Annotated in this window: 13 protein-coding genes; 5 read left to right on the top strand and 8 right to left on the bottom strand. The window is 42.6% G+C overall.

What is annotated here, in order from left to right:
- Position 1: 1 nt before the first annotated feature.
- The 8 genes from FD725_RS23300 to FD725_RS23265 form a co-directional block, all read right to left on the bottom strand.
- Complete coding sequence (locus tag FD725_RS23300; RefSeq protein WP_179050348.1) at positions 2–619, bottom strand: glutathione S-transferase family protein; 618 nt, start codon at positions 617–619, stop codon at positions 2–4.
- A gap of 11 nt (positions 620–630) precedes the next feature.
- Positions 631–972, bottom strand: coding sequence for a YciI family protein (locus FD725_RS23295; protein ID WP_179050347.1), 342 nt, complete (start codon positions 970–972; stop codon positions 631–633).
- Positions 973–1,111: 139 nt separating this feature from the next.
- Entirely contained in the window at positions 1,112–2,278 is a 1,167-nt protein-coding gene (locus FD725_RS23290; RefSeq protein WP_179050346.1) for an SMP-30/gluconolactonase/LRE family protein, read from the bottom strand.
- Positions 2,279–2,581: 303 nt separating this feature from the next.
- Entirely contained in the window at positions 2,582–4,207 is a 1,626-nt protein-coding gene (locus FD725_RS23285) for a GMC oxidoreductase (RefSeq protein WP_179050345.1), read from the bottom strand.
- A 168-nt stretch (positions 4,208–4,375) separates the two neighbouring features.
- Positions 4,376–5,176: a PEP-CTERM sorting domain-containing protein gene (locus tag FD725_RS23280; protein ID WP_179050344.1), complete on the bottom strand. Its 801-nt coding sequence runs from the start codon at positions 5,174–5,176 to the stop codon at positions 4,376–4,378.
- A 134-nt stretch (positions 5,177–5,310) separates the two neighbouring features.
- The gene (locus FD725_RS23275) at positions 5,311–6,057 is read right to left on the bottom strand and encodes a cupin domain-containing protein (protein ID WP_179050343.1); all 747 of its coding nucleotides are present in this window, start codon (positions 6,055–6,057) and stop codon (positions 5,311–5,313) included.
- A 193-nt stretch (positions 6,058–6,250) separates the two neighbouring features.
- A complete protein-coding gene (locus FD725_RS23270; protein WP_179050342.1) occupies positions 6,251–7,054 on the bottom strand; it encodes a hypothetical protein in 804 nt (267 codons plus the stop codon).
- Between the two features lie 1,298 nt (positions 7,055–8,352).
- Entirely contained in the window at positions 8,353–8,514 is a 162-nt protein-coding gene (locus tag FD725_RS23265) for a hypothetical protein (RefSeq protein ID WP_179050341.1), read from the bottom strand.
- A 537-nt stretch (positions 8,515–9,051) separates the two neighbouring features.
- Between FD725_RS23265 and FD725_RS23260 the strand changes: the two genes are divergently transcribed.
- From FD725_RS23260 to FD725_RS23240, 5 genes are all read left to right on the top strand, one after another.
- Complete coding sequence (locus tag FD725_RS23260) at positions 9,052–15,861, top strand: type I polyketide synthase (protein ID WP_256871718.1); 6,810 nt, start codon at positions 9,052–9,054, stop codon at positions 15,859–15,861.
- A gap of 69 nt (positions 15,862–15,930) precedes the next feature.
- Positions 15,931–17,766 carry a lycopene cyclase family protein gene (locus FD725_RS23255; protein WP_179050339.1) on the top strand — a complete coding sequence of 612 codons (1,836 nt, stop codon included), beginning with the start codon at positions 15,931–15,933 and terminating at the stop codon, positions 17,764–17,766.
- 243 nt (positions 17,767–18,009) lie between these two features.
- Entirely contained in the window at positions 18,010–19,833 is a 1,824-nt protein-coding gene (locus FD725_RS23250; protein WP_179050338.1) for an FAD-dependent monooxygenase, read from the top strand.
- 277 nt (positions 19,834–20,110) lie between these two features.
- A complete protein-coding gene (locus FD725_RS23245; protein ID WP_179050337.1) occupies positions 20,111–21,478 on the top strand; it encodes an aldehyde dehydrogenase in 1,368 nt (455 codons plus the stop codon).
- Positions 21,479–21,558: 80 nt separating this feature from the next.
- Positions 21,559–22,968 carry a carotenoid oxygenase family protein gene (locus FD725_RS23240; protein WP_179050336.1) on the top strand — a complete coding sequence of 470 codons (1,410 nt, stop codon included), beginning with the start codon at positions 21,559–21,561 and terminating at the stop codon, positions 22,966–22,968.
- Positions 22,969–22,977: the final 9 nt, after the last annotated feature.

Below are 22,977 nucleotides of genomic sequence, written 5' to 3'. Positions count from 1 at the left end.
TTTATCCCTGTGGTGCGGTTTTCTGCCAAGCAGGTAACTGCTCAATCCTAGCGTACCAGGCTTGGATATGAGGATAATTTTCTAAAGGAAAACGCCCTGGCACAGCGTAAGTCAAATCACTAGCCACAGAAAAATCTGCTAATGTTAGCGTGTTGTTGACCAGGAAATCACGCTCTGCTAAATGCTCATTCAATACAGCCGCTTCCTTGTGGAAGATTTGCGTCGCCCGTTCCACCTCTTGTGGATCAGGTTCACCAATGTTTGTCAATGGTTTAACAAAATTTTCGTATTGCAGAGTTCCGCATCCTTGCAACCAATGAGCTAACTGCCAACTTTGCCAGCGCACAATCTCTGCCCGACTCTTGGCATCTTCTGGCCAGAGAGTGTTGGGAACCTGGCTAGCCAGATACTGCATAATTGCCGTTGACTCCCAAACCACAAAGTCACCATCCTCTAAAACCGGAGTCCGGCCAGTGGGATTTAACTGGCGGTACTCTGGTTGATGCTGTTCACCCTGTTGAATATTCACAAACTGCAATTCGATCGGTAGTTGCAAGTGTAGCGCTACCGCATGAGCCTTGCGTGTATTAGGAGAAGGGGGAAAGTAATAAAGCTTCATTCTAAATAATCCTATTCTTGAGCTGTGGATACTAGAGGACGAACTTCAACGCAGCATTTACCAGCAGCCGGACAACGTGCCGCCCAATCCATTGCTGCATCTAAATTTGGCACATCGATGATAAACAAACCACCGAGTTGTTCTTTGGTATCTGCATAAGGGCCATCCTGAACTTTCCGTTCTCCTGCTCGTAAACGGATGGTTGTCCCTGTATGCGCTGGATGTAATTCTGCACCACCTGCAATCACACCAGCTTCAACTAAAGCTTGAGAATAGGCATTGTAAGCAGCTTTCACTGTAGGACGATTAGCAAAATCTTGCTCTGTTTCGTAAATCAGAATTGCGTACTTCATGTTGACACACTTGTAATCGAATTAAGAAAAGCAAAGAAGAAGAAGTATTTTCTGCTTTCTAAATCTATGACGTTTGAGGAATGACGATTTCGACAGTGGAGAGAAAAAATTTTTTTAATTTCCTCTAACCCTTACTCAGTCAGTCTTTTGGGGTATATCTACGAATCCGCCGATGCCCAAAACGCCAACCTAACGCCAAAAATAATCCCATGCCTAACATACTACTTGGCTCAGGAACCTCAACCCCAACAGCCACATCATCCACAAACACATCATAGACTGCAAACTCTGGCTGGGGTTCAAAAATTGTCGGTAGGGGATTGTTCGTTACTAAGAGTGAACGATCTTTGTTATTAAAGGCAATATTTGATGGATTCCGCCATAGTAAAGGATTATTAGGGTCATCAGGTCTAATAGCTGGCCCCGAAAAACGATTGGTTTCTGTACCATTTGGGGATAAAACAGAAATCTGATTCCCTCTACCCAACACCACGTAAAGATTCCCTGAAGCACCAAATTCAATCCCCGCAGGTGCTTCACCAGGCGCGTACTGGAAAAAGGTAGATATATCTGTAGTGCTGGGAGCATCTACTAAAGGTAAAGTGTAGATGAATCCTTGACCAACTGCATCTGCGGTTGCTGCTACATATAGTTTTGTGCCTGTAGGATCAATACGTACTCCATTAGCTCCAAACCCATCAAAGCGACTATCTTGATACCAAATTTCTGGAGTCCCGCCACCAGCCGCAACTCGCCAAATTGTAGACTGAAACGAATCGGAAATGTAGAGGTCGCCTTTGGCATCGAAGATAATGTCATTAATTAATGGTGGCAAGTCTACGGCATTGGGTGAACAAGTAGTTCCCCCAGCCACAGCGCTACAAATCGGTAAATCAGGCAATGCAGTCGCATAAATTTCTTGCACCGGGTTAGATTGAGTCACATCAAATCGGACAATACCCTGTTGAATATCACTGACATAAAGCCGATTCTGATTGTCGAAAACAATGCCTGCGATCGCCTGTGGTAAACTCGGATTCTGACCTGTAATGTCATACTTTCGCACCAATGCCCCAGAGTTTAAGTCATACTCTAAAATACTTGGTTGCACAAATAGATTAGACTGGGCTGGGCCAGAAATAAACACGCGATCGCCCAACAAAGCAACATCCTCTGGAAACCCCGGTTCGTTGGGAAGTTCCGCAAATACACGAGAGTCACCTAATAAACGTCCAGCTTGAGCCACTTCAGGAACACTAATTGCCAATCCAGCCAACAAGGCGATCGGCCAATGATGTATTTTCACAAAATTATCCTTGTTCAATCTCAAATCCTACCAATTTGCCAAAACTGGGTAACAGATTAAAATCCTGCAACCCAGCGACAATCTAAGAGGTTGTTTGAAAAGTCAAAAAGTATACAAGAAACCCCTCTCCATAGAGCGAAGCTCTTCTCGTAGAGTACCTCTCCCCGACACGGAGAGAGGCTTTGAAACCCTTATTTTCTTGTTCCCCTTCCCTAGTAGGGAAGGGGTTAGGGGTTAGGTTTTTGAGATTTTGGTGTTACGCATGATACTTTTCAAACATCCTCTAAATTTCCTAATTACGAATTACGCTATGTCTTCCGCAATAATCTTTTCTAAACAACGTTCTGCCAACGCTGCGATCGTTAAAGATGGATTAGTCCCTCCTGTCGAACCAGGCATTAATGCACCATCCACAACATACAATCCTCGATAGCCTACCACCCGACCATAAAGATCACAAGCTTTTCCTAAAACTGCTCCTCCTAAAGGATGGAAGGTAGGAAATGTGTCAGAAACTCCACCGACAATTTTTGTTTTCCGAGGAGAGTAGCTACCCAGTGTAGTCGTGGTTTGTGTTTTCCCAAAAGCCAGAGCATTTTTCCGATCCAATACTCCATAAGCAAATTGTGCTGCTTTCAAGAGTTGCGGATCGCCAACAATCTTGTTATCAGGCCAGGTTAGTCTCACCAAACCCTGAATTGGATCATATTTAAAACTCCCTTTTGCAGAGGGTAAGCCTATCCCTACAAGGGCTAACAGTCCATCAGGCGCATTCCATATAGAGAGTAATTCAATAGACATCGGCCCAAAGGGATTACTAAAGTCTTGAATTACAGCCGTTGCTGGGCCACCTAGATTACTATTTGTGGGTAAGGGATAACCTGCACGAATAGTAAAAGTATCTCCATTAGTTCCCCAATCTTGACCAATGTAATTATTTAATCTGGCCAGCGTACCTGTAGCTTTAGCTTTAACTAACAGTTTAGAGGTTCCCATTGAACCAGCAGCTAGAAATAAATATTTACAGACAATAGTCTTGGTCGCCACCACTGACCCAGACTCATCAATCTGATTACAGACCACTCTATAACCATATCCAGGAACTTCTGAGATAGCTGTAGCTATATGTAGAGGTAAAATATCGACTTTGCCAGTTTGTTCTGCTAGTGCTAAATAATTCCGATCTAGACTCTTTTTCGCCCCACTATTCATCCCATACCAATCTTCACCAATAATCACCGAAGGAACTTTTGTACCGTTGATTTCCTCACGCACAATGTCCCAATCTACCGCGATATCTAACAAACGACTCGGTAATCCAGCATTTGCTGCTTGCTGAAGAAATAGCCGGGTTGATAAGTAGTATTTAGTAGCTAAAATATCTGCGGGAATAGGTGCTGGCTTAATGATGGAACGAACACGCGGATAATAGACCTTATCCATCTGGTCATAGTCAATTTCTTGAGGAAATACCCGATAGAATAGCTCACGTGGAGGTTGGTAGGTAACACCGTTATAGACTAAAGAACCACCACCAACCCCAGCCCCAGCATAAACAGAAATGCCTTTTTCATCTTGACGTTCTAAAATTCCTGGATACACATCGATAGGAACTTCATCCAGCACCACAGTTTTCGGACTCAGCCAAGCAGCTCGTCCATCAGGATGACGATAGGTAGCAAAAGTATTTTGTGCCGAGGTGATCGGCCAACGACGACCTCGTTCTAGAACTAATGTATTGATCCCAGCTTGCCCTAAACGCAGCGCTGCAACCGCACCACCAAAGCCGCTACCAATCACCAACGCTTCTACAGTTTCCTCTTGAGCATGAGCCAAGCGATCGCTCACCAATGAAGTCATCAAGGCGGTAGAAAATATAGCACTATTTTGCAAAAACCGCCGACGACCGTAAAAATTATTACTGACCATAAACCCCTTTTCTCTCTAATGTTTTGAAGCGCTCAATCTCCTATTTCTATCGACAAAATTTTGACCTCTTTCTCTGTGTCTCCGTGCCTTTGTGGTTAAATAAATTATTTTTTACCACAAAGACACAGAAGAATTTGTTGTTAGAAATTAGGATTTTTTCAGGTCAGATTAACCGACCTTACTCACTGATTTACGTTTGCGTTTCCAGATAGTAACTGCCCCTGTCGCACCCACAATCAACATCCCCGATATAGCAGAAGGTTCCGGCACTTCTCTAGAGCCGTCAGCTATGATCTGCAACACATAATCAGCACGATTGTCTTCTTGGAGAATAGAGTCATCAAATACTATCTCGCCAAATTGGTCATAAGCAATACTAGAAACTAGTCCAAATTTGCCAGATGCTTGAGCATATGTCCGGGGGTAATCAGGAGGCGCAGTTGGCACATTGGACAAATCTGTGACTTGTATGATCCCTGGTTCTTTGAAGATTTCTTCAAATCCAGGAGGATTCCACAAAACTTTCAATTTCGATGGTGTATTTGTGGGGTTTAAAACTCCGTGGATGCGATATCTTGGGGCATAAATTAAGGTTCCAGCAGGTGCATCATAAGCGTGCAAGATATCTTTCGGAGCATTGACTCCAGGGATCAGTCCATCACCCTGATAGATATTTTCTCCTGTAAAGATGCGCAAAATTCCCTCTTCCACATACAACCATTCATCATCATCTTGATGGATATGTGGGAAAGCACCTTTTCCTGGTGGAACAATAGTCTCTCTCAATGTGTATTGACCATTGGTAGTTTCGCCCCTTTTAACAAAGGTAAATGGCTGTCCATCAAAGAATAAATAGGATGGCGCATCCGGATCTGGTGTGATTTTAGGGAAGACAAAAGCTTCTGCTTTGGGAGTTACAGCTAAAGCCAATAGTAATGAGCTAAGTACACCAACTCCAAATAATTTCATGCTCAATTCTCCTTTGCAAGTAATTTATGCCAGTGATTAACTTGATCTGAACTTACCGAATCAATAACACTAGGGAATTCCCGTGTTAATTTGTAGCCCTATTACAGTTAGAGCAGTTTCTAACTTCTGTTGGACTAAGCTACTTTATTAGCCGCTTTACGTTGGCGCTTCCAGATAGAAATTGCCCCCGTTGTCCCAAATATAAAAAAGCCTACTAAAGCAGTAGGTTCGGGAACTTCTGTCACATCATCAGACAACAAAGCAACTAACTCGTCAGCATGATTGTCTGGAAAGGCAAAATTGTGATCTACGACGATATCTCCAAATTGCTCAAAAGTAAAACTACCAACTAATCCAAAATCATGGCTCTTTTGTGCCAGTAAAGAGAGGGTTGCTGGGTTATATGGTGGCAGATTGGATAAGTCGGGAACTACTTCACTTACTTCTCTAATCAGGTTCTCAAATCCACCAGGATCGGTAATTAGCAATACTTTTCCTGTTGTAGTCCCCACATTTCTGATGCCGTGGATGTAGTTCTTTCGGCCAAAGAACAAAGTACCGGCGGGAGCATCAAAAGCATACAGAGTATCTCTAGGAGCATTCACTCCAGGAATTTGATCTGGATCAGGATAAAACTTATCTCCGATAACTAGTTGCATATTTCCATCTGCAACATACAACCATTCATTTTCATCATGGTGAATGTGGGGTGGTGAAGCACCTCCTGGGGGAACTATAGTTTCCATGAGCGAGTATTTTCCTCCTGTCGTTTCGCTCCTTTTGAGCAGGGTAATTGGCCCATCTGGGAGAAACAAATAGGATGGTGCATCTGCATCTGGTGTCACGTTGGGAAATACAAATGCTTCTACTCTAGAACTCATCGCTACACTAAGTAGCAACGAGCTAATGAGTCCAACACTCAATAACTTCATTTCTGACTTTCCTTCTCTATGAACTTTTGTAGACGCTTAATTTCTGAGCAAGAACACAGTCATCTTTCATCTCTGCCATAGCCCAAAAACTATTGACTATTGACAAGCTTCATTCAGGTTTATTGCTTTAGTTGCATTAGCCCTATAGTTTTGCGCCAAACAGTTCTGCTCTATATTTGCGTTGCAGAATTGAGATTGCAGCTAAAACACCGAAAGTTAAAAGGCTCCATCCAGAAGAAGATTCTGGCACTTGTGTAATATCTTCATTCAGTATACTTAATAATTCGTCAGCATGATCATCCAGATTAGGAAAACTTTCACTAAATTCTATATCGCCAAATTCCTCCAAAAATGAACTACTGATGAGTCCATATTTAGGCGCTGTTGATATAAACGCAGAAAAGATTTCTGGAGTGTATGGAGGCGGATTTGAGGGATCTTGTACCACTGGACTGACTTCTTTAAACAGGTTCTCAAAGCCAGACGGACTCCAAACTAATAGCACCTTCACAGGTGTATCGCCAAGATTTATCCCTCCACGAATGCGATGTTGTTGCCCATAGAATAAGGTTCCAGGGGTGGCATCAAAGGCTTGGATACGATCTCTGGGAGCATTGATTCCCGGAATTTGACTAGGATCAGTATACAGGCTGTCTCCTAGAAATAATCGTGGATTTCCCTCTTTGATATATATCCATTCGTTTTCAAACTGGTGAATGTTCGGTAAGACTCCAACTCCCGGCTGTAGTTCCAGTTCTGCTAGAGCATAACGTCCTTTGGTAGTTTCACCTCTTTTGAGAAAGGTCATTGTTTGATTTGGGAGAAACAAATACGTTGGTGCATCTGTATCTGGTGTGATGTTCGGGAAAACAAAGGCTTCTACGCTAGCATTGCTCGTTAAAGTCAATAAAAGCGAGCTAATTAACCCAACTCCAAATAATTTCATGACAAGATTTCCCTTTTACCTACTCATTAGGATTTAGATAACTCTTATGCCCAGCCAAAACTGTCAGCATTTATAGAGTTAACTAAAGAAATGCAGTCCAATAATTAATCACATTGATACCAAAGTCTTAACGGAAAAACTTTAGCGGAGTGTGACTCGCTCTTTTAGCAAAAATTCTGGACGCATAAGCAGGTAGGTACAATTTCAACCAAACTCCGGGAGTCTGCACTTATCTCAACGACGAATACTTATCACTTACCTTCTTATGCTCTTAACTTGTTGCTACAGTGTTTTCAGAGTTTTTACCAAAATAATACATTTACATACTACATGATTTTCCTACATAGAAATATTAAAAGAAAGTTAATTTTGTCTATTGCACGTTCTCTAAGTCTGAATGAGCAGAGTCTGCGGTCTGGAGATTGATCTATCTGAATTTTGGGGACTGACAAATAAACAAATGTCCAATCTGTTAGGGTATGTAAGTCAGAGAGCATCCAGAAGTATCCAGAAAATATTCTTACTCATACACTCTACTTACAGCCGATTTCGGATAATTTATGCTTTTTTCTTCGCTTAATTCTGGTGACTTCCAAATCAAAAATGATGTAGTTTAATCATTTATTTTTGTTCGATTAAGCTTAAGTTAAGTTTTATAAAAAATCATCTATTTTTATTTTCATGTTTCTTTATTATTAATTAATAATTGTGCTAATTGCATGGATTGTTACTGAGATTTTGATTCCTTGCTAGGGGAATTTGAGTTGATTTTCGCACCCTGTACGTAGTCTTAAAGCTTCATTGTCAGGTGGACAATGCTGAACTACCTGCTGATTTTATTGGAGATTGCATATAGATACCGATTGATGTACCTGTATGCAATTCCGATGATTTCAAAATCAAATACGATTGAGTTTAATCATTTATGTCTGTTCGATTAAATTTCAGTTAAGTTCCCAAGCAGCTTGTTAAATTATCTGATCCATTTTTCTTAATTATTTATTTATAACCTTTCCCGTTGCACAGTATTTTCTGGATAATTTAGCTTTCTTGTCAATGGCAAAGTTAACTCTAGTAGGGGTTGCGTGAATTTTTGATAATTTTTCATGTCATGGTTTATATATATATAAATGATACATTTCTTCCTGCTGATAGTGAAACAAGCCATTTATAAGTCATGGTTGAAAATAAATTTGCATACGTAATTTTTTTTAAAAGAATCTACATTAGCTTGAGTCCTTGATAATCAATGCTGGATTCAAGACTGACGAATGAAATAGTCTATATTTTTCGATGATTTACATTTCTTTAAATTTAGCCACTATACATAAATCTACTAATGCTGCTATTCTTAACTGAAGAGAAAAGGTTTCGCGTCTAATTACCAAAGCTGTAGGTAATTGCAAAGAACATTGAGATGGTTTAATTGAGCAATCTTGTAAAATCTGAGAACATTTCATCAGGAATTGGCATTAGTGGCGTGGTAGTAGTGTTAGACGCATCACCCGAAGGGCATCGGTGTTTGAGCAAGACATTATCTAATGACTATCACCAACTGAGGAAATTCTGTGTCTATAAATGTTGATGATTTGTATCAGAGTCAGATAATTTGGGTAATTGTTGACTGACTGGTAAATTTTCCAGATCCTCTAGAAAATTCAGAATTAAGTTACTAGTACTGCTATACAAAGGTCAATGTTCAACATTTAACAGTCAATAAGCTTGTACTAATTCTGGACTGCTTAACTGTTGAAAATAGTAGTCTTATTTACATCATGCTGTACTAGACTGCTGGCAAAACTATCTTTTCTACTCTTATCTAGAGTCAGTGGCTATTGAAAAAAAGCCTGTTTCAACAGATGTTGAGGCCATTAGTATGAGTAGGTGAAATCAGTTCCTCTAAACTTCAGTCGTTGGGAACTTTTGCCAGAAGTCTATTGTCAGACTCACGCCTCTCGAACTAGACCTATTTGGTTATCCTAACTATGAATATACCAATGAAAAAATCTGCTGCTATTGCAATAATTGGCATGGGCTGTTGGTATCCTGGTGCGAGGAATTTACGACAACTTTGGGAAAACATACTCGCTAGAAGACAAGAGTTTCGCCAGACACCAGATCAGCGCTTACCCCTTTCAGAGTATTATGATCCAGACTCTGCCGTCCCAGACAAGACTTATGGAAGTCGGATGGCTGTGATTGATGGGTTTGAGTTTGATTGGATGAGCAAGCGCATCCCTAAAACAGTTGTCGAGACTGCGGATATTGCTCACTGGGTAGCTTTAGAAGTGGCAATGCAAGCTTTAGAGGATGCTGGTTACACCCGCACTAACGTACCGATTGAACGGACTGGGGTGTTATTGGGGAACACCATGACAGGGGAGTTTTCCCGTTCTACTAACGTCAGGTTGCGCTGGCCTTATGTCCGCCGGGCTTTAGTGGCTTCTCTAGAGGCTAAAGGTATGCCAGCACCAGTGATCGATTCTGTGGCAGAGACAATGGAGGATTATTACAAATCTGTATTCTCCCCCATTACTGAAGATACACTTTCCGGTAATCTTTCTAATACGATCGCCGGCCGCATCTGTAACTTCTTCAACTTCCACGGTGGCGGTTACACAGTCGATGGGGCTTGTTCTTCTTCATTAGTAGCAGTGGCAAATGCAGCTACATCTTTAAGTAATGGTGATTTAGACTTAGCCTTTGCTGGTGGTGTTGATATTAGTTTAGATACCTTTGAATTAATTGGCTTTGCTAAGACTGGCGCACTGACAAAGCAAGATATGACAGTTTACGATCGCCAAGCCAGTGGCTTTATTCCGGGAGAAGGATGTGGTTTTGTCGTCTTGAAGCGCTTAGAAGATGCTCGTGCTGATGGCAACTATATATATGCAGTCTTGAATGGTTGGGGAATCTCTTCTGACGGCAAAGGCGGACTAACAGCACCCAGCCGGGAAGGACAAGCCACAGCCTTACGCCGCGCCTATGAACGAGCAGGTTACAGTCCGCAAACACTTGATTTTATTGAGGGACATGGTACAGGAACACCAGTAGGCGATCGCGTAGAATTAGAAGGTATCGCCCTGGCGATGAAAGCTGATGGTGAAGTAGGCGATCGCATTTGCGGTGTCACCTCCTTTAAATCTATCGTTGGTCATACAAAAGCGGCTGCGGGTGTTGGCGCACTGATCAAGGCTACCATCGCTGTCAACCGCCGGATTCTCCCACCAGTAGCCGGTTGTAAAGAACCAAACGTCGTATTTGAAACTTCTGCGCGTTGTCTCTATCCCATTCTCCAAGGACAAGTCCGCACTCAGACAGATATTCTCCGGGCTGGGGTTTCGGCTATGGGATTTGGTGGGATTAATTGCCACGTCACGCTGGAATCTGGTGATCCACCGGCAACTCATCTCGAACCATCGATTACGGAGAAAGCCTTACTAGTTTCTCATCAGGATACAGAGATATTTGTGTTGGCTGCCGCATCTGTTTCTGCCTTGTTACGTCGGACATTGACTGTGAGCCAGATTGCCGCAGGCTTGAGTGTGAGTGAACTAGTTGATTTGGCGGCTCATTTAACCCGCGAACTAGAACCCCAATTACCCATCCGGGCAACAGTAATTGCCAGTACAGCGACAGAATTAGTAGAACGCTTGAGCCTTCTGGAAAAACTGTTGCGGGAAACACCCCCAGCGCCAGGAAAGACAGTTGTCAGCCCCCAGAAAGAAGTGTGGATTGGCAATGCAGTACGTCGCCACCGCGTCGGCTTTTTGTTCCCTGGACAAGGTTCGCAGAAATTAAATATGGTGCGATCGCTTGTAGAGAGATACGATTGGGCAGAAGATTTAGTCACCCAGGCGGATGCTTGGTTGAGTGAAATTGGTTCCCCAGGGGTGAGGGAAAAGATTTATCTGCCTCTTGACCGAGTTGTGAATCAGGAACAACTCACAGAATGGTCAAAAACCCTAGCAAACACTCAAGTTGCTCAACCCGCGATTTGTCTGGCTTCCCTGATTTGGCAGCGCTACCTCAATCGCCTTGGCATCAAACCAGTGGCTGTGGGTGGTCATAGTTTGGGAGAATTGAGTGCTGTTTATGCCGCCGGAGGATTTGACGAAAAGACACTTCTGTGCTTGGCTGGTGTGCGTGGACAGGCGATGTCAGTAGCCAGCGATCGCCCAGGGGCTATGGCTAGTTTAGGTTGTTCACGAGAAACAGCTGAAGCCCTGTTGCGTCAAGTTAGTGGTTATATCGTCCTGGCAAATATCAACAGTCCTTTGCAAATAGTCGTTTCTGGGGAACAGGCTAGTATTGAGCAAGTCGTTGAGCTAGCTGTGGCTGGAGGTATCCGTGCCGTCAGACTACCAGTTTCCAACGGTTTCCATTCTCAACTAGTTGCACCTGCTGCCGAGTTTTTAGGTCAACATGAACTGATGCCAGATCAACTGACAGAAATAGCTGTACCAGTATTTTCCAGCATAGACGGACAACAGCTAGCACCAGGATTGTCATTACGGGAGTATTTTAGCAAGCAGGCGATCGCTCAAGTAGATTTCGTCTCTCTAGTCAAAACCCTAGAACAGAAATGCGACCTGCTGATAGAAGTGGGGCCGGGGAAAGTGCTTTCTGGTTTAGTCAGTGATATTGCCAATGAGCTACTTTGTTTGCCAGTGGAATCCAAACCCGGTGTTGATCGGGATTTGAATGTCATGCTCTCCGCCCTATTTATCCACGGCGCTGATCTTAACTGGGAAACTGTTTACGAAGGTCGGTTGGTTCATCCGTTTATCCCCGCGTCTCAACGCATCTTTATTGAGAACCCCTTGGAGCGTCCATTCCAGGTGTCACCGGCGAGTGTAACGCCCATGCCGCAAATGTTTGAGTCTGCACCTACCACCAATTCAGTACCGTGGGAGATCCTAGCTGATTACTTCTCACAGCGCGGCAAGTTTCTCACAGAAGTCATCAAAGCGGATGTGCAAACTCAGCAGCCAATGCTTTCTACTCCTATCAGTAACCGAGAAAAAGTGCCTGTAAGCAGTGTTTCTCATCAAGTACCTGTTGCAAATACAGAAGTTAGCGTTGCTGTCAAGCAAGACCAAGCTACTAGTGTAGAAAGTTTGTTAATGAGTTTGATTGCTCAACAAACAGGATTCCCCCAAGAGAGCATCACCCTGCAAATCCGTCTATTAGATGACCTGAATTTAGATTCCATTAAAGCCGGAGAAGTGATCGCTACAGTGGCTAGAGAAGTTGGTGTGGCAGGTTTGATTGACCCAACAACTTTGGCTAATGCAACCATCCAAGAGGTAGCGGAAGCATTACGGCAAGCTACGCCCAATCATCACGGCACTATAGCAGTAAACGGGACAAATGGGGCAAAAAATGGGTCAACGATTACTGTTAGCATTGAAAACTTATTAGTCAACCTGATTGCTCAACAAACCGGATTCCCCCAAGAAAGCATCACCCTGCAAATCCGCCTATTGGATGACCTGAATTTAGATTCCATTAAAGCCGGAGAAGTCATCGCTACAGTCGCCAGAGAAGTTGGCGTGGCAGGTTTGATTGACCCAACAACTTTGGCTAATGCAACCATCCAAGAAGTTGCTGAGGCGTTGCGTGCTGCTACACCAGAGAGTAACGGCAATGGTCATTATGAAACAGCCGCGAAAAATGAGTCAAATGTAGTGTTGAAAGAAGCGGTGGGTGTAGCATTAAGAGAAGCGATCGCACTCAAAACCTTGACTGATGATCAGCAACAGCCAGCGCAAGTTCGTGATTACATTGTTCAGGCAGTACCAGAGGAATTTACACCAGTTACTTTGGGTAAACATTCTGAGGAAAAATGGCAAACGGCAAATGTATTGATTCTCTGTGAAGCTGGTGAGCAAGAGATAGCAGAGATATTATCTGGGCAATTGAGCGATCGCAATTCCCAAGTGCAAACGGTGTCTTTTACGGAAGCACGGACTCAAGCATTAATCACCAGCAGCGATTTTACCCATTTTATTGCTATCTTACCGCGCACAAGCAACAAAGAGTTATCAGCAGACGGACGTTTGCTCGATATCATCGAACGCTTACGCAGCATCGCCACCCCACCAACAACGCCGCGAGTTCTCCGTGAGCATACAACGATCGCCTATATCCAATTTAGTGGGGGACTGTTTGGGACACAACCACCGCTAGCAGATATCGAGCAGTGCTGTACAGTGGGTTTTGCGGCTAGTGTGCATCTGGAACGAGCTGATTTAAAGGTGCGGGTAGTTGATTTCTCACCTACCGTTAGTCCCGCGAACTTAGCTGAATGCGTCATTAAAGAACTTACCACCGCCCATGTTTACCTATCTGTCGGCTATGACCAGCAGCTAACTCGTTACATTCCTCGTCCCCTGGTGCAAGAACCAGTTGACTATCAACGCCGGGAAATTATTTGGTCAGCCGATGATGTCATTCTCGTGACTGGTGGTGGCAAAGGCATCACAGCAGAGTCTGCCCTAGCCTTGGCCAGAAATACAGGGGTACGCATGGCACTGATTGGTCGTTCACCACACCCTCATGGCAATGTGGAAAGACGCGGCGGTGGCAGTACAGAGATAGCCCGGACTTTGGAAAGATTTAACGCTGAGGGATTGACTTGTCAATATTATGAATGCGATATTGCCGACCTGGATGCAGTTACATCTTTGTTGACACAAATCAGACAAGATTTAGGCGAGATTACAGGTGTAATTCATGGGGCTGCTCTCAACAAACCCCGGTTAGTAGAGCAAGTATCTGCGGAATCTGCGTTGGATGAACTCAAACCCAAGCTCAAAGGCGTTTTGAATCTGTGCCAACTCCTAGCCAACACATCACTAAAATTGTTTGTTGGTTTCTCATCCGTCATCGGCATCACTGGGATGCAGCGCAATGCTTGGTACGGCTTTGCCAATGAAGCCCTGGATTTGATTTTACGCCGCTTCCAACATCAACACCCAGAAGTTGCGGTGATCACAATGGCATTTAGTGTCTGGGAAGAAGTCGGTATGGGTGCAAGGATGGGCAGTGTTCGTAATCTGGCGAAGATGGGCATTAAAGCCATTCCCAAAGACGCAGGCGTAGCCCGATTCTTGCATTTAATCAAAAATGACCCCGGAGATACCCGCATCGTTATTGCTGCCCCAATGCAAGCCCTCTCTGCGTTTGAATCAAGCGGTCTAGATACATGGTATCCCCAGAGATTTTTACCCCGTGCCGAGTTAAAATTCCTAGAACGCATTTTGTTATGTGAACCGGGAGTGGAGATCCTAGCCAGGACACACCTTAGCTTGGAAAGAGATTCTTATCTGTTAGATCATCTGTATAAAGGTTCCTATCTGTTCCCCACTGTGTTTGGTTTAGAAGCAATGGCCCAAGCGGTTGCCTACGTCACAGGTGAGCAGAGTTTCCCTGCCGTCCGCATTGAAGATATTCGCCTGGAACGTCCCATCGTTGTAGACCCCAACAAGGGAGTAGACATCGAAATATATGCAGAAGTACCGGAACGAGAGTTCAAAAATTCTGGACGACGGGTGTATGTGAGTATCAAAACAGAGCAGACGGGATTTGCAATCAATCATTTTTCTGCTACATTTATCTTAGGTGTAGAAAATAATCCACCAATTGAGCAAATCAACCTTCCAGAAGCTCCTTTAGATATTGACCCACAAAAAGACCTATACAGTTGGCTGCTGTTCCAAGGCCCTAGTTTTCAACGCCTGCAACAGATTTATACCCTCAACTCCAGAGAGTGTGTCTTCCAAACCCAAAGAAACGCATTTTCAACAGAAACTCAAGAAGGGAGTTTAAATCGCGCCCAAGGGCCATTCTGGCTGGGAGATCCTTATTGCCGCGACTCACTACTGCAAGTTGGACAACTGGTAATTCCCCAAGACCTGTGTTTGCCCATCCAGATTGACAGCATTGAAATCTACCAACCAGATAATCAGGTTTCTAGCTATATCGGGGTGACACAACCACAAGGTCGAGAAGGGAAACAGTATCAAAATACAGTGTTTGTCACCACTGCCGATGGACAACTGGTAGAAAGGCTCAGTGGCTATCAACTGCGGATACTAGAAAACCGTAAAGATAATCCCACTGTCGAAGAACTAGCTAACCCAACGCAAAGAGACGAGTGGATTTTGCGCCGGAAACTGAGTAATCAAGCGCATCTTTTCCGAGTTACAGCTCCAGAAGTTGCCTTAGCTTACACTCCTGGCATCCACAGTTTATCACCAAGCGATCGCCATAAATTAGAAATACCTCTATTTGAGCAGGCGATCGCTCAATTGATAAATAGCAATCCTCATCTGTTGCCAGAATTCCAAATCACATGGACAGATTCAGGAAAACCAGTGATTGCGGGACTAGATAACCAGAATATAGCAGTTTCTCTTTCCCATGACGAGCGAGTTTGTATCTCTGTGGCTGGATATGGAATGCAAGGTTGTGACATCGAACCAGTCACCCATCGCACCCGACAAGACTGGACAGCCTTACTGAGTAATTCCCGTGAACTGTTAATGCAACAGTTAATTGGGGCTAAAAGTTCCGTAGCTCATGCTGGTACGCGAATTTGGACTGCCGTGGAAGCCTTACGTAAAGCTACTGAAAGAAAGTCGATTGATTTACTCATCGACAGTATAGAAGGAGACAGTGTTTTATTTCTGGATACTGCGGCCAACAGTCAACTTAAAGTCCTCACTTTCCCAGTCAAACTGACAAGAGGTGTCGAAAAAATGGTGGCTGTAGTAGTGCAAGATATCAAACCTAGTAAATAACAGGCAAATAGTGATGCTGGAAAACCAGCATCACATCCAACTCCCAAAAACCTTAAACGAGAAATATCAATGAATAACCATCAATCTCAAGTCTACGATGTTGTCATCATGGGTGCTGGCATCGCCGGAGTTTCTCAAGCCCGCCACCTGCTACTCAACATTCCTAACATCAAAATTGCCTTAATCGATCCTCGTCCCGAAGAACGTACAGACAAAGACCTCAAAGTTGGCGAATCAACTGTAGAAATTTCCACCATGTTTTTCGGTAAAGAATTGGGTTTATATGATTACTTAATTGAGAATCATCCACCCAAATACGGCTTGAATTTTCATTGGGCCAAACAACCAGAAAATACAGAATCAATTGACGATTATCATCACATTTGGTGTACTCGCCAGCCTTCTCTTGCTTCCACCCTGATGAACCGTGCCAAGTTTGAGACTGATGTCTTAAAAATGAACAAGCAGATGGGAGCTAGTTTTTACAATGGTCGGGTAGTAGATGTAGATTTAACCCCAGGTGATAATCTTAATACTGTTAAAGTCAAAGTTGAAGATGGTTATGTAGAACTGAAAGCCAAACACGTTGTTGATGCAGCCGGTCGTAAGTTCATTGTTGGGCGCAAAACTGACAATCTTATCTTCGATTCAGAAGACCTCTATGGATTAAATAACGGCTCGGCTTGGGTGCGAGTAAAAAATGTTGATCGCACAATCTTTCACAGTGGTTATGACCCATTAGGAGCCACTTGTAGCCATTATTATGCTACCAATCACATGATGGGACATGGGCATTGGGTATGGGTAATTCCTACAGATACACAAACAATGGAATTGTCCATTGGCGTAGCTCATCATCATAGTGTTATCCCTCCACAAACCGTCAACACCAAAGAAAAATTCTACGCCTTTTTAGAAGCAAATCATAACCTCATCTATCGCCTACTCAAGAGTGGTGAAGAAATCGACTTCCATTACTTACCAAGATTAGCTCATAAGAGCAAGACGATGTTTTCTCAAGACAACTGGTATGTAGTTGGTGATGCGGCAGCTATTTTCGATCCTTTCTATTCCTTGGGCATGGTAATGATGACCTTTGGCATTGAAAGTACCACAGAAATTATCCGAGCCAAGTTAGCTGGTGAGCCAGATGCCGAGAAAAAGCGGGCTGTTTATAATGCTTTCAATATCGGCACAATTCGCTCTAACAATCATCTCATCCACGCTCATGATAGACAACTTGGTCATGCGAGCATTATGAGCTGGCGCATCTTCTTAGAAAATATGTGGTGGTTTGGTATCATCGTACCTTTGTATGTTGGTAAATGGCACTTAGATTTACCATTCCTGCGTAAATTTGGTCAACAAGGTCGTCACATCATCACCTCTTTAATGACTGATGTTTATCAACAGTGTGATCAACTAATTGAAGGACAAGCCAACCTGGGCTTAATGTATACCCATCGAGCCGATCAATTACCTTTTCATTATTATGTAACGCGGGACTATGACACTTATTTACAGGACACTAAATACGAACCCAAAAAGTGTAATGTCTACGCCTACATGAAAAACACTTACTTCTTTGTGGCACTGTGGTATATTAAATTCCTCTGGAAAGGTTTCGGGATTACAGCCTTATTAAAACCACGCAATCTTCATCACCTATTTAAGTTGTTCAAGGCAGCCGGTGAATGTGTCATAGATGAATTGGTTTTCAAATTTAAAAATAGAAAATCCCCAGTCAGCAATGTCATCGCTCAAGCGAGAAAAGAGTTTGAGGATTACGAATACCGACCTGAGTTGCAACCTTGGACACAGAATCAGAATATAGTCGAACCAGTTGTACACTCCAATGGTAAAGTTACTACACCAGTTCCCGAATTAGCCAATCTCAAATTTTAACTAAGGGAACATCAAAAAATGAATAAATTTTCCCAAATTGGCTGTTATTAGATCGTAGGTTGGGTTGAGCGATCGCGAAACCCAACAAAGCTACAAAAATGTTGGGTTACTCTGCGAGAAGGCTTACGCCTACGTTCCTCAACCCAACCTACACAAAATTAGATTTTTAGCTCTAACCGAAACGTATCGCTATTAAGCTCAACTCCAAAATTTGACTAACTCAAACTTGCAAGAAAAACATCAATGAATAACCATCAATCTCAAGTCTACGATGTTGTCATTATGGGTGCTGGTATCGCTGGGGTTTCTCAAGCCCGTCACCTCCTACTCAACATTCCTAACATCAAAATTGCCTTAATCGATCCTCGTCCTGAAGAACGCACAGATAAAGACCTCAAAGTTGGCGAATCAACTGTAGAGATTTCCACCATGTTTTTCGGTAAAGAATTGGGTTTGTACGATTACCTAATTGAAAATCATCCTCCCAAATACGGCTTAAACTATCATTGGGCAAAACAACCAGATAAAACAGAATCAATAGATGACTACTATCACGTCTGGTCAATTAAACAGCCCCCGCTTGCTTCCACCCTGATGAACCGTGCCAAGTTCGAGACTGATGTCTTGAAAATGAACAAGCAGATGGGAGCTAGTTTTTACAACGGTCGAGTTGTAGATGTAGATTTAACCTCTGGTGATGCGATCAAAACTGTTAAAGTCAAAGTTGCAGATAGCTATGTAGAACTCAAAGCCAAACACATTGTTGATGCAGCCGGTCGTAAATTTATCGTTGGCCGCAAAACTGATAACGTGGTTGCTGGCCCTGAAAACCTCCACGGACTAAATAACGGTTCAGCTTGGGTGCGGGTGAAAAATGTTGATCGCACAATCTTTCACAGTGGTTATGATCCTTTAGGAGCCACTTGTAGCCATTACTATGCTACAAATCACATGATGGGACATGGGCATTGGGTATGGGTAATTCCCACAGATACACAAACAATGGAATTATCTATTGGCGTAGCCCATCATCATGAGGTTATCCCACCGGAAACAGTCAATACTAAAGAAAAATTCCATGCCTTTCTAGAAGAAAACCATAATATTCTCTATCGACTGCTCAAAAGTGGCGAAGAAATTGACTTCCATTACTTACCCAGACTACCCCATAAGAGTAAGACTATCTTCTCTCCAGACAACTGGTATGTAGTTGGTGATGCGGCAGCTATTTTCGATCCTTTCTATTCCTTGGGCATGGTAATGATGACCTTTCAAATGGAAGCCATCACCGAAATTGTCCGTGGCAAGTTGACAGGCGCGCCAGATGTAGAGAAAAAACGGGCTGTTTATAATGCTTATAATCTAGGCTACATAGAGTCTTGTAACCATCTCCTGCGGGATCAGGATAAACAACTCGGTCACGCTAGTATCATGAGCTGGCGGATGTATTTAGAAAATATGTGGTGGTTTGGAATTATCGTCCCCATGTATGTCGGCAAATGGCATTTAGATTTGCAGTTCCTCCGCAAGTTTGGCAAACAAAGTCGTGGAGTAGTTAGAAAACTCATGGTTCATGTCTACGACCAGTTTAATGAATTAATAGAGCAAGACGCTAACATTGGACTGATGTACATCCATCGCGGAGGTCAACTACCCTTTGGGTACTATATCACCAAGGAATTTGACAGTTACTTACAAGATACTAAATACGAACCACAAAAATGTAATGTCTATGCCTACATGAAAAACATCTACTTCTTTGTGACTTTGTGGTATCTCAAATTTCTCTGGAAAGGTTTTGGAATTCAGGGTTTGCTATCACCAAAAAATCTTTATCATGTATTCAACTTATTGAAAGCCTCCGGTGAATGTGCCATAGACGATTTGATTTTCAAATTTAAGACTAGAGGCTTGCCAGCTAGCAGTACAATTGCTCAAGCGAACGAAGAATTCAAAAATTATCAATATCGACCTGAGTTACAGTCTTGGACACATAAACTAGCTACAACATCTTTGCAAACTCATGAGAAAAATGGTGTAAAAGCGCCGGAGTTAGTCAAGTTGTAGAGGTGGTAATTAGTAATTAGTAATAATTTCATCTCATTTACTAACTACTTATTACCAAACCTATCAAGATTCCGATTTAATTTTGGAAATGTAGGGTGTGTTGTCGCGTAGCGCAACGCACCGTTGTCAACCATCAATTGTTACCGAATCTATCAAGATTCCAATTTGATTTTAGAGATACACGCAGCGTAACGCACCGTCATAAAACCAAGGTGCGTTAGCCTTCGGCATAACACACCCTACCTTGTTTCGTTAGAAGTAATCAGGATTAAAAGTTATGATCACTCAGACTAGAATCAGTGACTTTGTGGAAGAACAACGGCAGTTTTTCCAGACTAATCAAACGAAAGATGTTGATTTTCGCATCGATAAACTCAAAACTTTAGAGCAAGCCATTGAAGGAAATAAAGGTAATATTATTCAAGCTTTAAAGGCTGATTTACATAAACCAGGATTTGAAGCCTATTTTGAGATTATGGGAGTATTAAGTGAAATTAAATATACTCTCAAACATCTGAAGAATTGGGCGAAACCGCAAAAAGTTGCAACTCCATTCTATCAGTTTTTATCTTCAGGTCACATCTCTCACGAACCTCTGGGTGTTGTGCTAATTATTGGCCCTTGGAATTATCCAATTAACTTAATGTTGACTCCTTTAGTGAGTGCGATCGCTTCCGGTAATTGTGCTGTTTTAAAACCATCAGAACTAGCTCCACATACATCTTCAGTCATAGCTGATATTATCCAAAATACATTTGACTCATCTTTTATCACTGTAGTTGAAGGCGGTGTAGAAACTAGTAAAGAACTCTTAGCAACAAGTTTTGATCATATCTTTTTTACTGGGGGAACTGAGGTTGGTAAAATAGTCATGTCAGCCGCCGCTAAACATCTGACTCCAGTTACTCTGGAGCTAGGTGGCAAAAGTCCTTGCATTGTTGATGACGATATTAACCTGGAATATACCGCGAAAAGAATTGTTTGGGGAAAATTCAGCAACGCCGGTCAAACTTGTACTGCTCCTGACTATTTGTTAGTCAATCGCCAGATTAAAACAGAGTTATTAAATCATATTAAAAACCAAATAAAACAATTCTATGGTGACGAGCCATCAAAAATTCATAGTTATGCTCGTATCATCAATCAAAGACATTTCTATCGATTAACAGAACTCCTCAAAGATGGAGAAATTATCGTAGGAGGAGAAACTGATTTAGACAATCTCTACATTGCTCCTACTGTCATAGATCAAGTTTCCTCGCAAGACAAAATCATGCAGGAAGAAATTTTTGGGCCGATTCTACCTGTCTTAGAATACACACATCTCTCAGAAGCTATTAATCTGGTTAATAAACAACCGAAACCATTAGCTTTATACTTCTTCTCTAAAAATAAAAAACATCAAGAATTGATTTTACAATCAACTGCATCAGGGGGTGTTTGCATTAATGATACCCTCATGCACATGACTGTCCCAGCTTTACCCTTTGGCGGAGTCGGAGCAAGTGGTTTTGGTCGTTATCACGGTAAAGCCGGCTTTGATAACTTTTCGTATCAAAGAGGCGTATTAAATAAATCTTTTCTCCTCGATTTGAAATGGAGATATCCTCCCTATAAACAAAAGGGGAGAGTCAATAGTCAATAGTCAAGGGTCAATAGTCATTAGTCACTCCCTCACTCCCTCACTCCCCCACTCAGCACTCATCACTATTAAGAGTTCCCGCAATGATTACAACAGCAATTAGTCCTTATCTTCAGGAGAATTTTGCTCCTGTAAAAGCAGAAATCACTGTCAATAACTTACCCGTGATAGGTGAATTACCACCTAATCTCTGTGGTATATTTGTTCGCAATGGCCCGAATCCTCAGTTTCCGCCCTTAAATCGTTATAACTGGATTGATGGGGATGGGATGCTACATGGGATTCAGATTCGTAATGGGAAAGCTGCTTACCGCGATCGCTTTGTGCAGACGCGCGGATTTAAAATGGAGCAGAAGACTGGCCGAGCTATTTGGACTGGTTTAACAGAGTTACCACAGCTAAATAACCCAGCCAATAACCTGTTTAGCCCTTTTAAAAATACTGCTAATACTGCCCTAGTGTGGCACGCAGGCCGCCTCTTAGCGCTTTGGGAGGGGGGGGAGCCATACGAAATTAATTTACCTGACCTGGATACAATTGGGCCATATAACTATCAGGGTCAATTAAGTTCTGCTTTTACGGCTCATCCGAAAGTTGATCCCGTAACTGGGGAAATGATGTTTTTCGGTTACTCTCTCTTACAACGACCCTATTTAAAATACAGCGTAGTTTCAGCCCAAGGAAAAATAGTAAAAACGGTTCCTATTGACTTACCAGTAGGTGTAATGATCCATGATTTTGCAATCACAGAAAACTACACAATTTTCCTGGATTTGCCTCTGACATTTAGAGTTGAAAGACTACAAAAAAGAGAACCTGGTTATATGTTTGAACCTGATTCTCCCAGTCGTCTGGGTATTATTCCCCGTCATGGAGATAGCCATAGTATTCGCTGGTTTGAAATTCCTACTTGCTATGTTGTACATACTCTCAATGCTTATGAAATGGGAGAGGAAGTTATCTTAATTGGCTGTCGCGCAGATGATGCCAAAGCGCTGAACATTCCTAACAAAACAAAACTGTATCACACTCAAGAAGATAGACCGATTCTGTATCAATGGCGGTTGAATTTGCGTACAGGTTTAGTTGAGGAAGAAATCATTGATGATTTGCCATCAGAATTTCCTAGTTTGAATCAGCAGTGGTTAGGAAAACAAAATCGCTACGGTTATACAGCTAGAATGATGCCTGGTGCAACACCTGATTTCACATTTGATGGATTGTTAAAGTATGACTTTATGAGAAATTACTCTCAATCCCATGATTTTGGTAGAGGTCGTTATGGTGGAGAGGCTGTATTTGTTCCTCGTCCTGATGGTGTGGAAGAGGATGATGGTTGGTTGCTGACTTTTGTTTATGACAAGGCTAAAAACACCTCTGAATTGTTAGTTGTGGATGCTCAATATTTTACAGATGAACCTGTAGCGCGTATTCTCTTACCGCAACGAGTTCCTTATGGTTTCCACGGAATTTGGATTCCCCAAGAGTTTTGAGACTTTCAT

This window comes from Nostoc sp. TCL26-01 (assembly GCF_013393945.1).
GTDB lineage: Bacteria > Cyanobacteriota > Cyanobacteriia > Cyanobacteriales > Nostocaceae > Trichormus.
This window is presented reverse-complemented; position numbering and strand designations above follow the sequence as displayed.

Bases quoted from the DNA above. Each gene is read 5' to 3' on its own strand.
- FD725_RS23300 (WP_179050348.1), bottom strand. From the start codon at position 619: ATGAAGCTTTATTACTTTCCCCCTTCTCCTAATACACGCAAGGCTCAT.
- FD725_RS23295 (WP_179050347.1), bottom strand. From the start codon at position 972: ATGAAGTACGCAATTCTGATTTACGAAACAGAGCAAGATTTTGCTAAT.
- FD725_RS23285 (WP_179050345.1), bottom strand. From the start codon at position 4,207: ATGGTCAGTAATAATTTTTACGGTCGTCGGCGGTTTTTGCAAAATAGT.
- FD725_RS23280 (WP_179050344.1), bottom strand. From the start codon at position 5,176: ATGAAATTATTTGGAGTTGGTGTACTTAGCTCATTACTATTGGCTTTA.
- FD725_RS23275 (WP_179050343.1), bottom strand. From the start codon at position 6,057: ATGAGTTCTAGAGTAGAAGCATTTGTATTTCCCAACGTGACACCAGAT.
- FD725_RS23270 (WP_179050342.1), bottom strand. From the start codon at position 7,054: ATGAAATTATTTGGAGTTGGGTTAATTAGCTCGCTTTTATTGACTTTA.
- FD725_RS23265 (WP_179050341.1), bottom strand. From the start codon at position 8,514: ATGAAATGTTCTCAGATTTTACAAGATTGCTCAATTAAACCATCTCAA.
- FD725_RS23260 (WP_256871718.1), top strand. From the start codon at position 9,052: ATGAAAAAATCTGCTGCTATTGCAATAATTGGCATGGGCTGTTGGTAT.
- FD725_RS23255 (WP_179050339.1), top strand. From the start codon at position 15,931: ATGAATAACCATCAATCTCAAGTCTACGATGTTGTCATCATGGGTGCT.
- FD725_RS23250 (WP_179050338.1), top strand. From the start codon at position 18,010: ATGAATAACCATCAATCTCAAGTCTACGATGTTGTCATTATGGGTGCT.
- FD725_RS23245 (WP_179050337.1), top strand. From the start codon at position 20,111: ATGATCACTCAGACTAGAATCAGTGACTTTGTGGAAGAACAACGGCAG.
- FD725_RS23240 (WP_179050336.1), top strand. From the start codon at position 21,559: ATGATTACAACAGCAATTAGTCCTTATCTTCAGGAGAATTTTGCTCCT.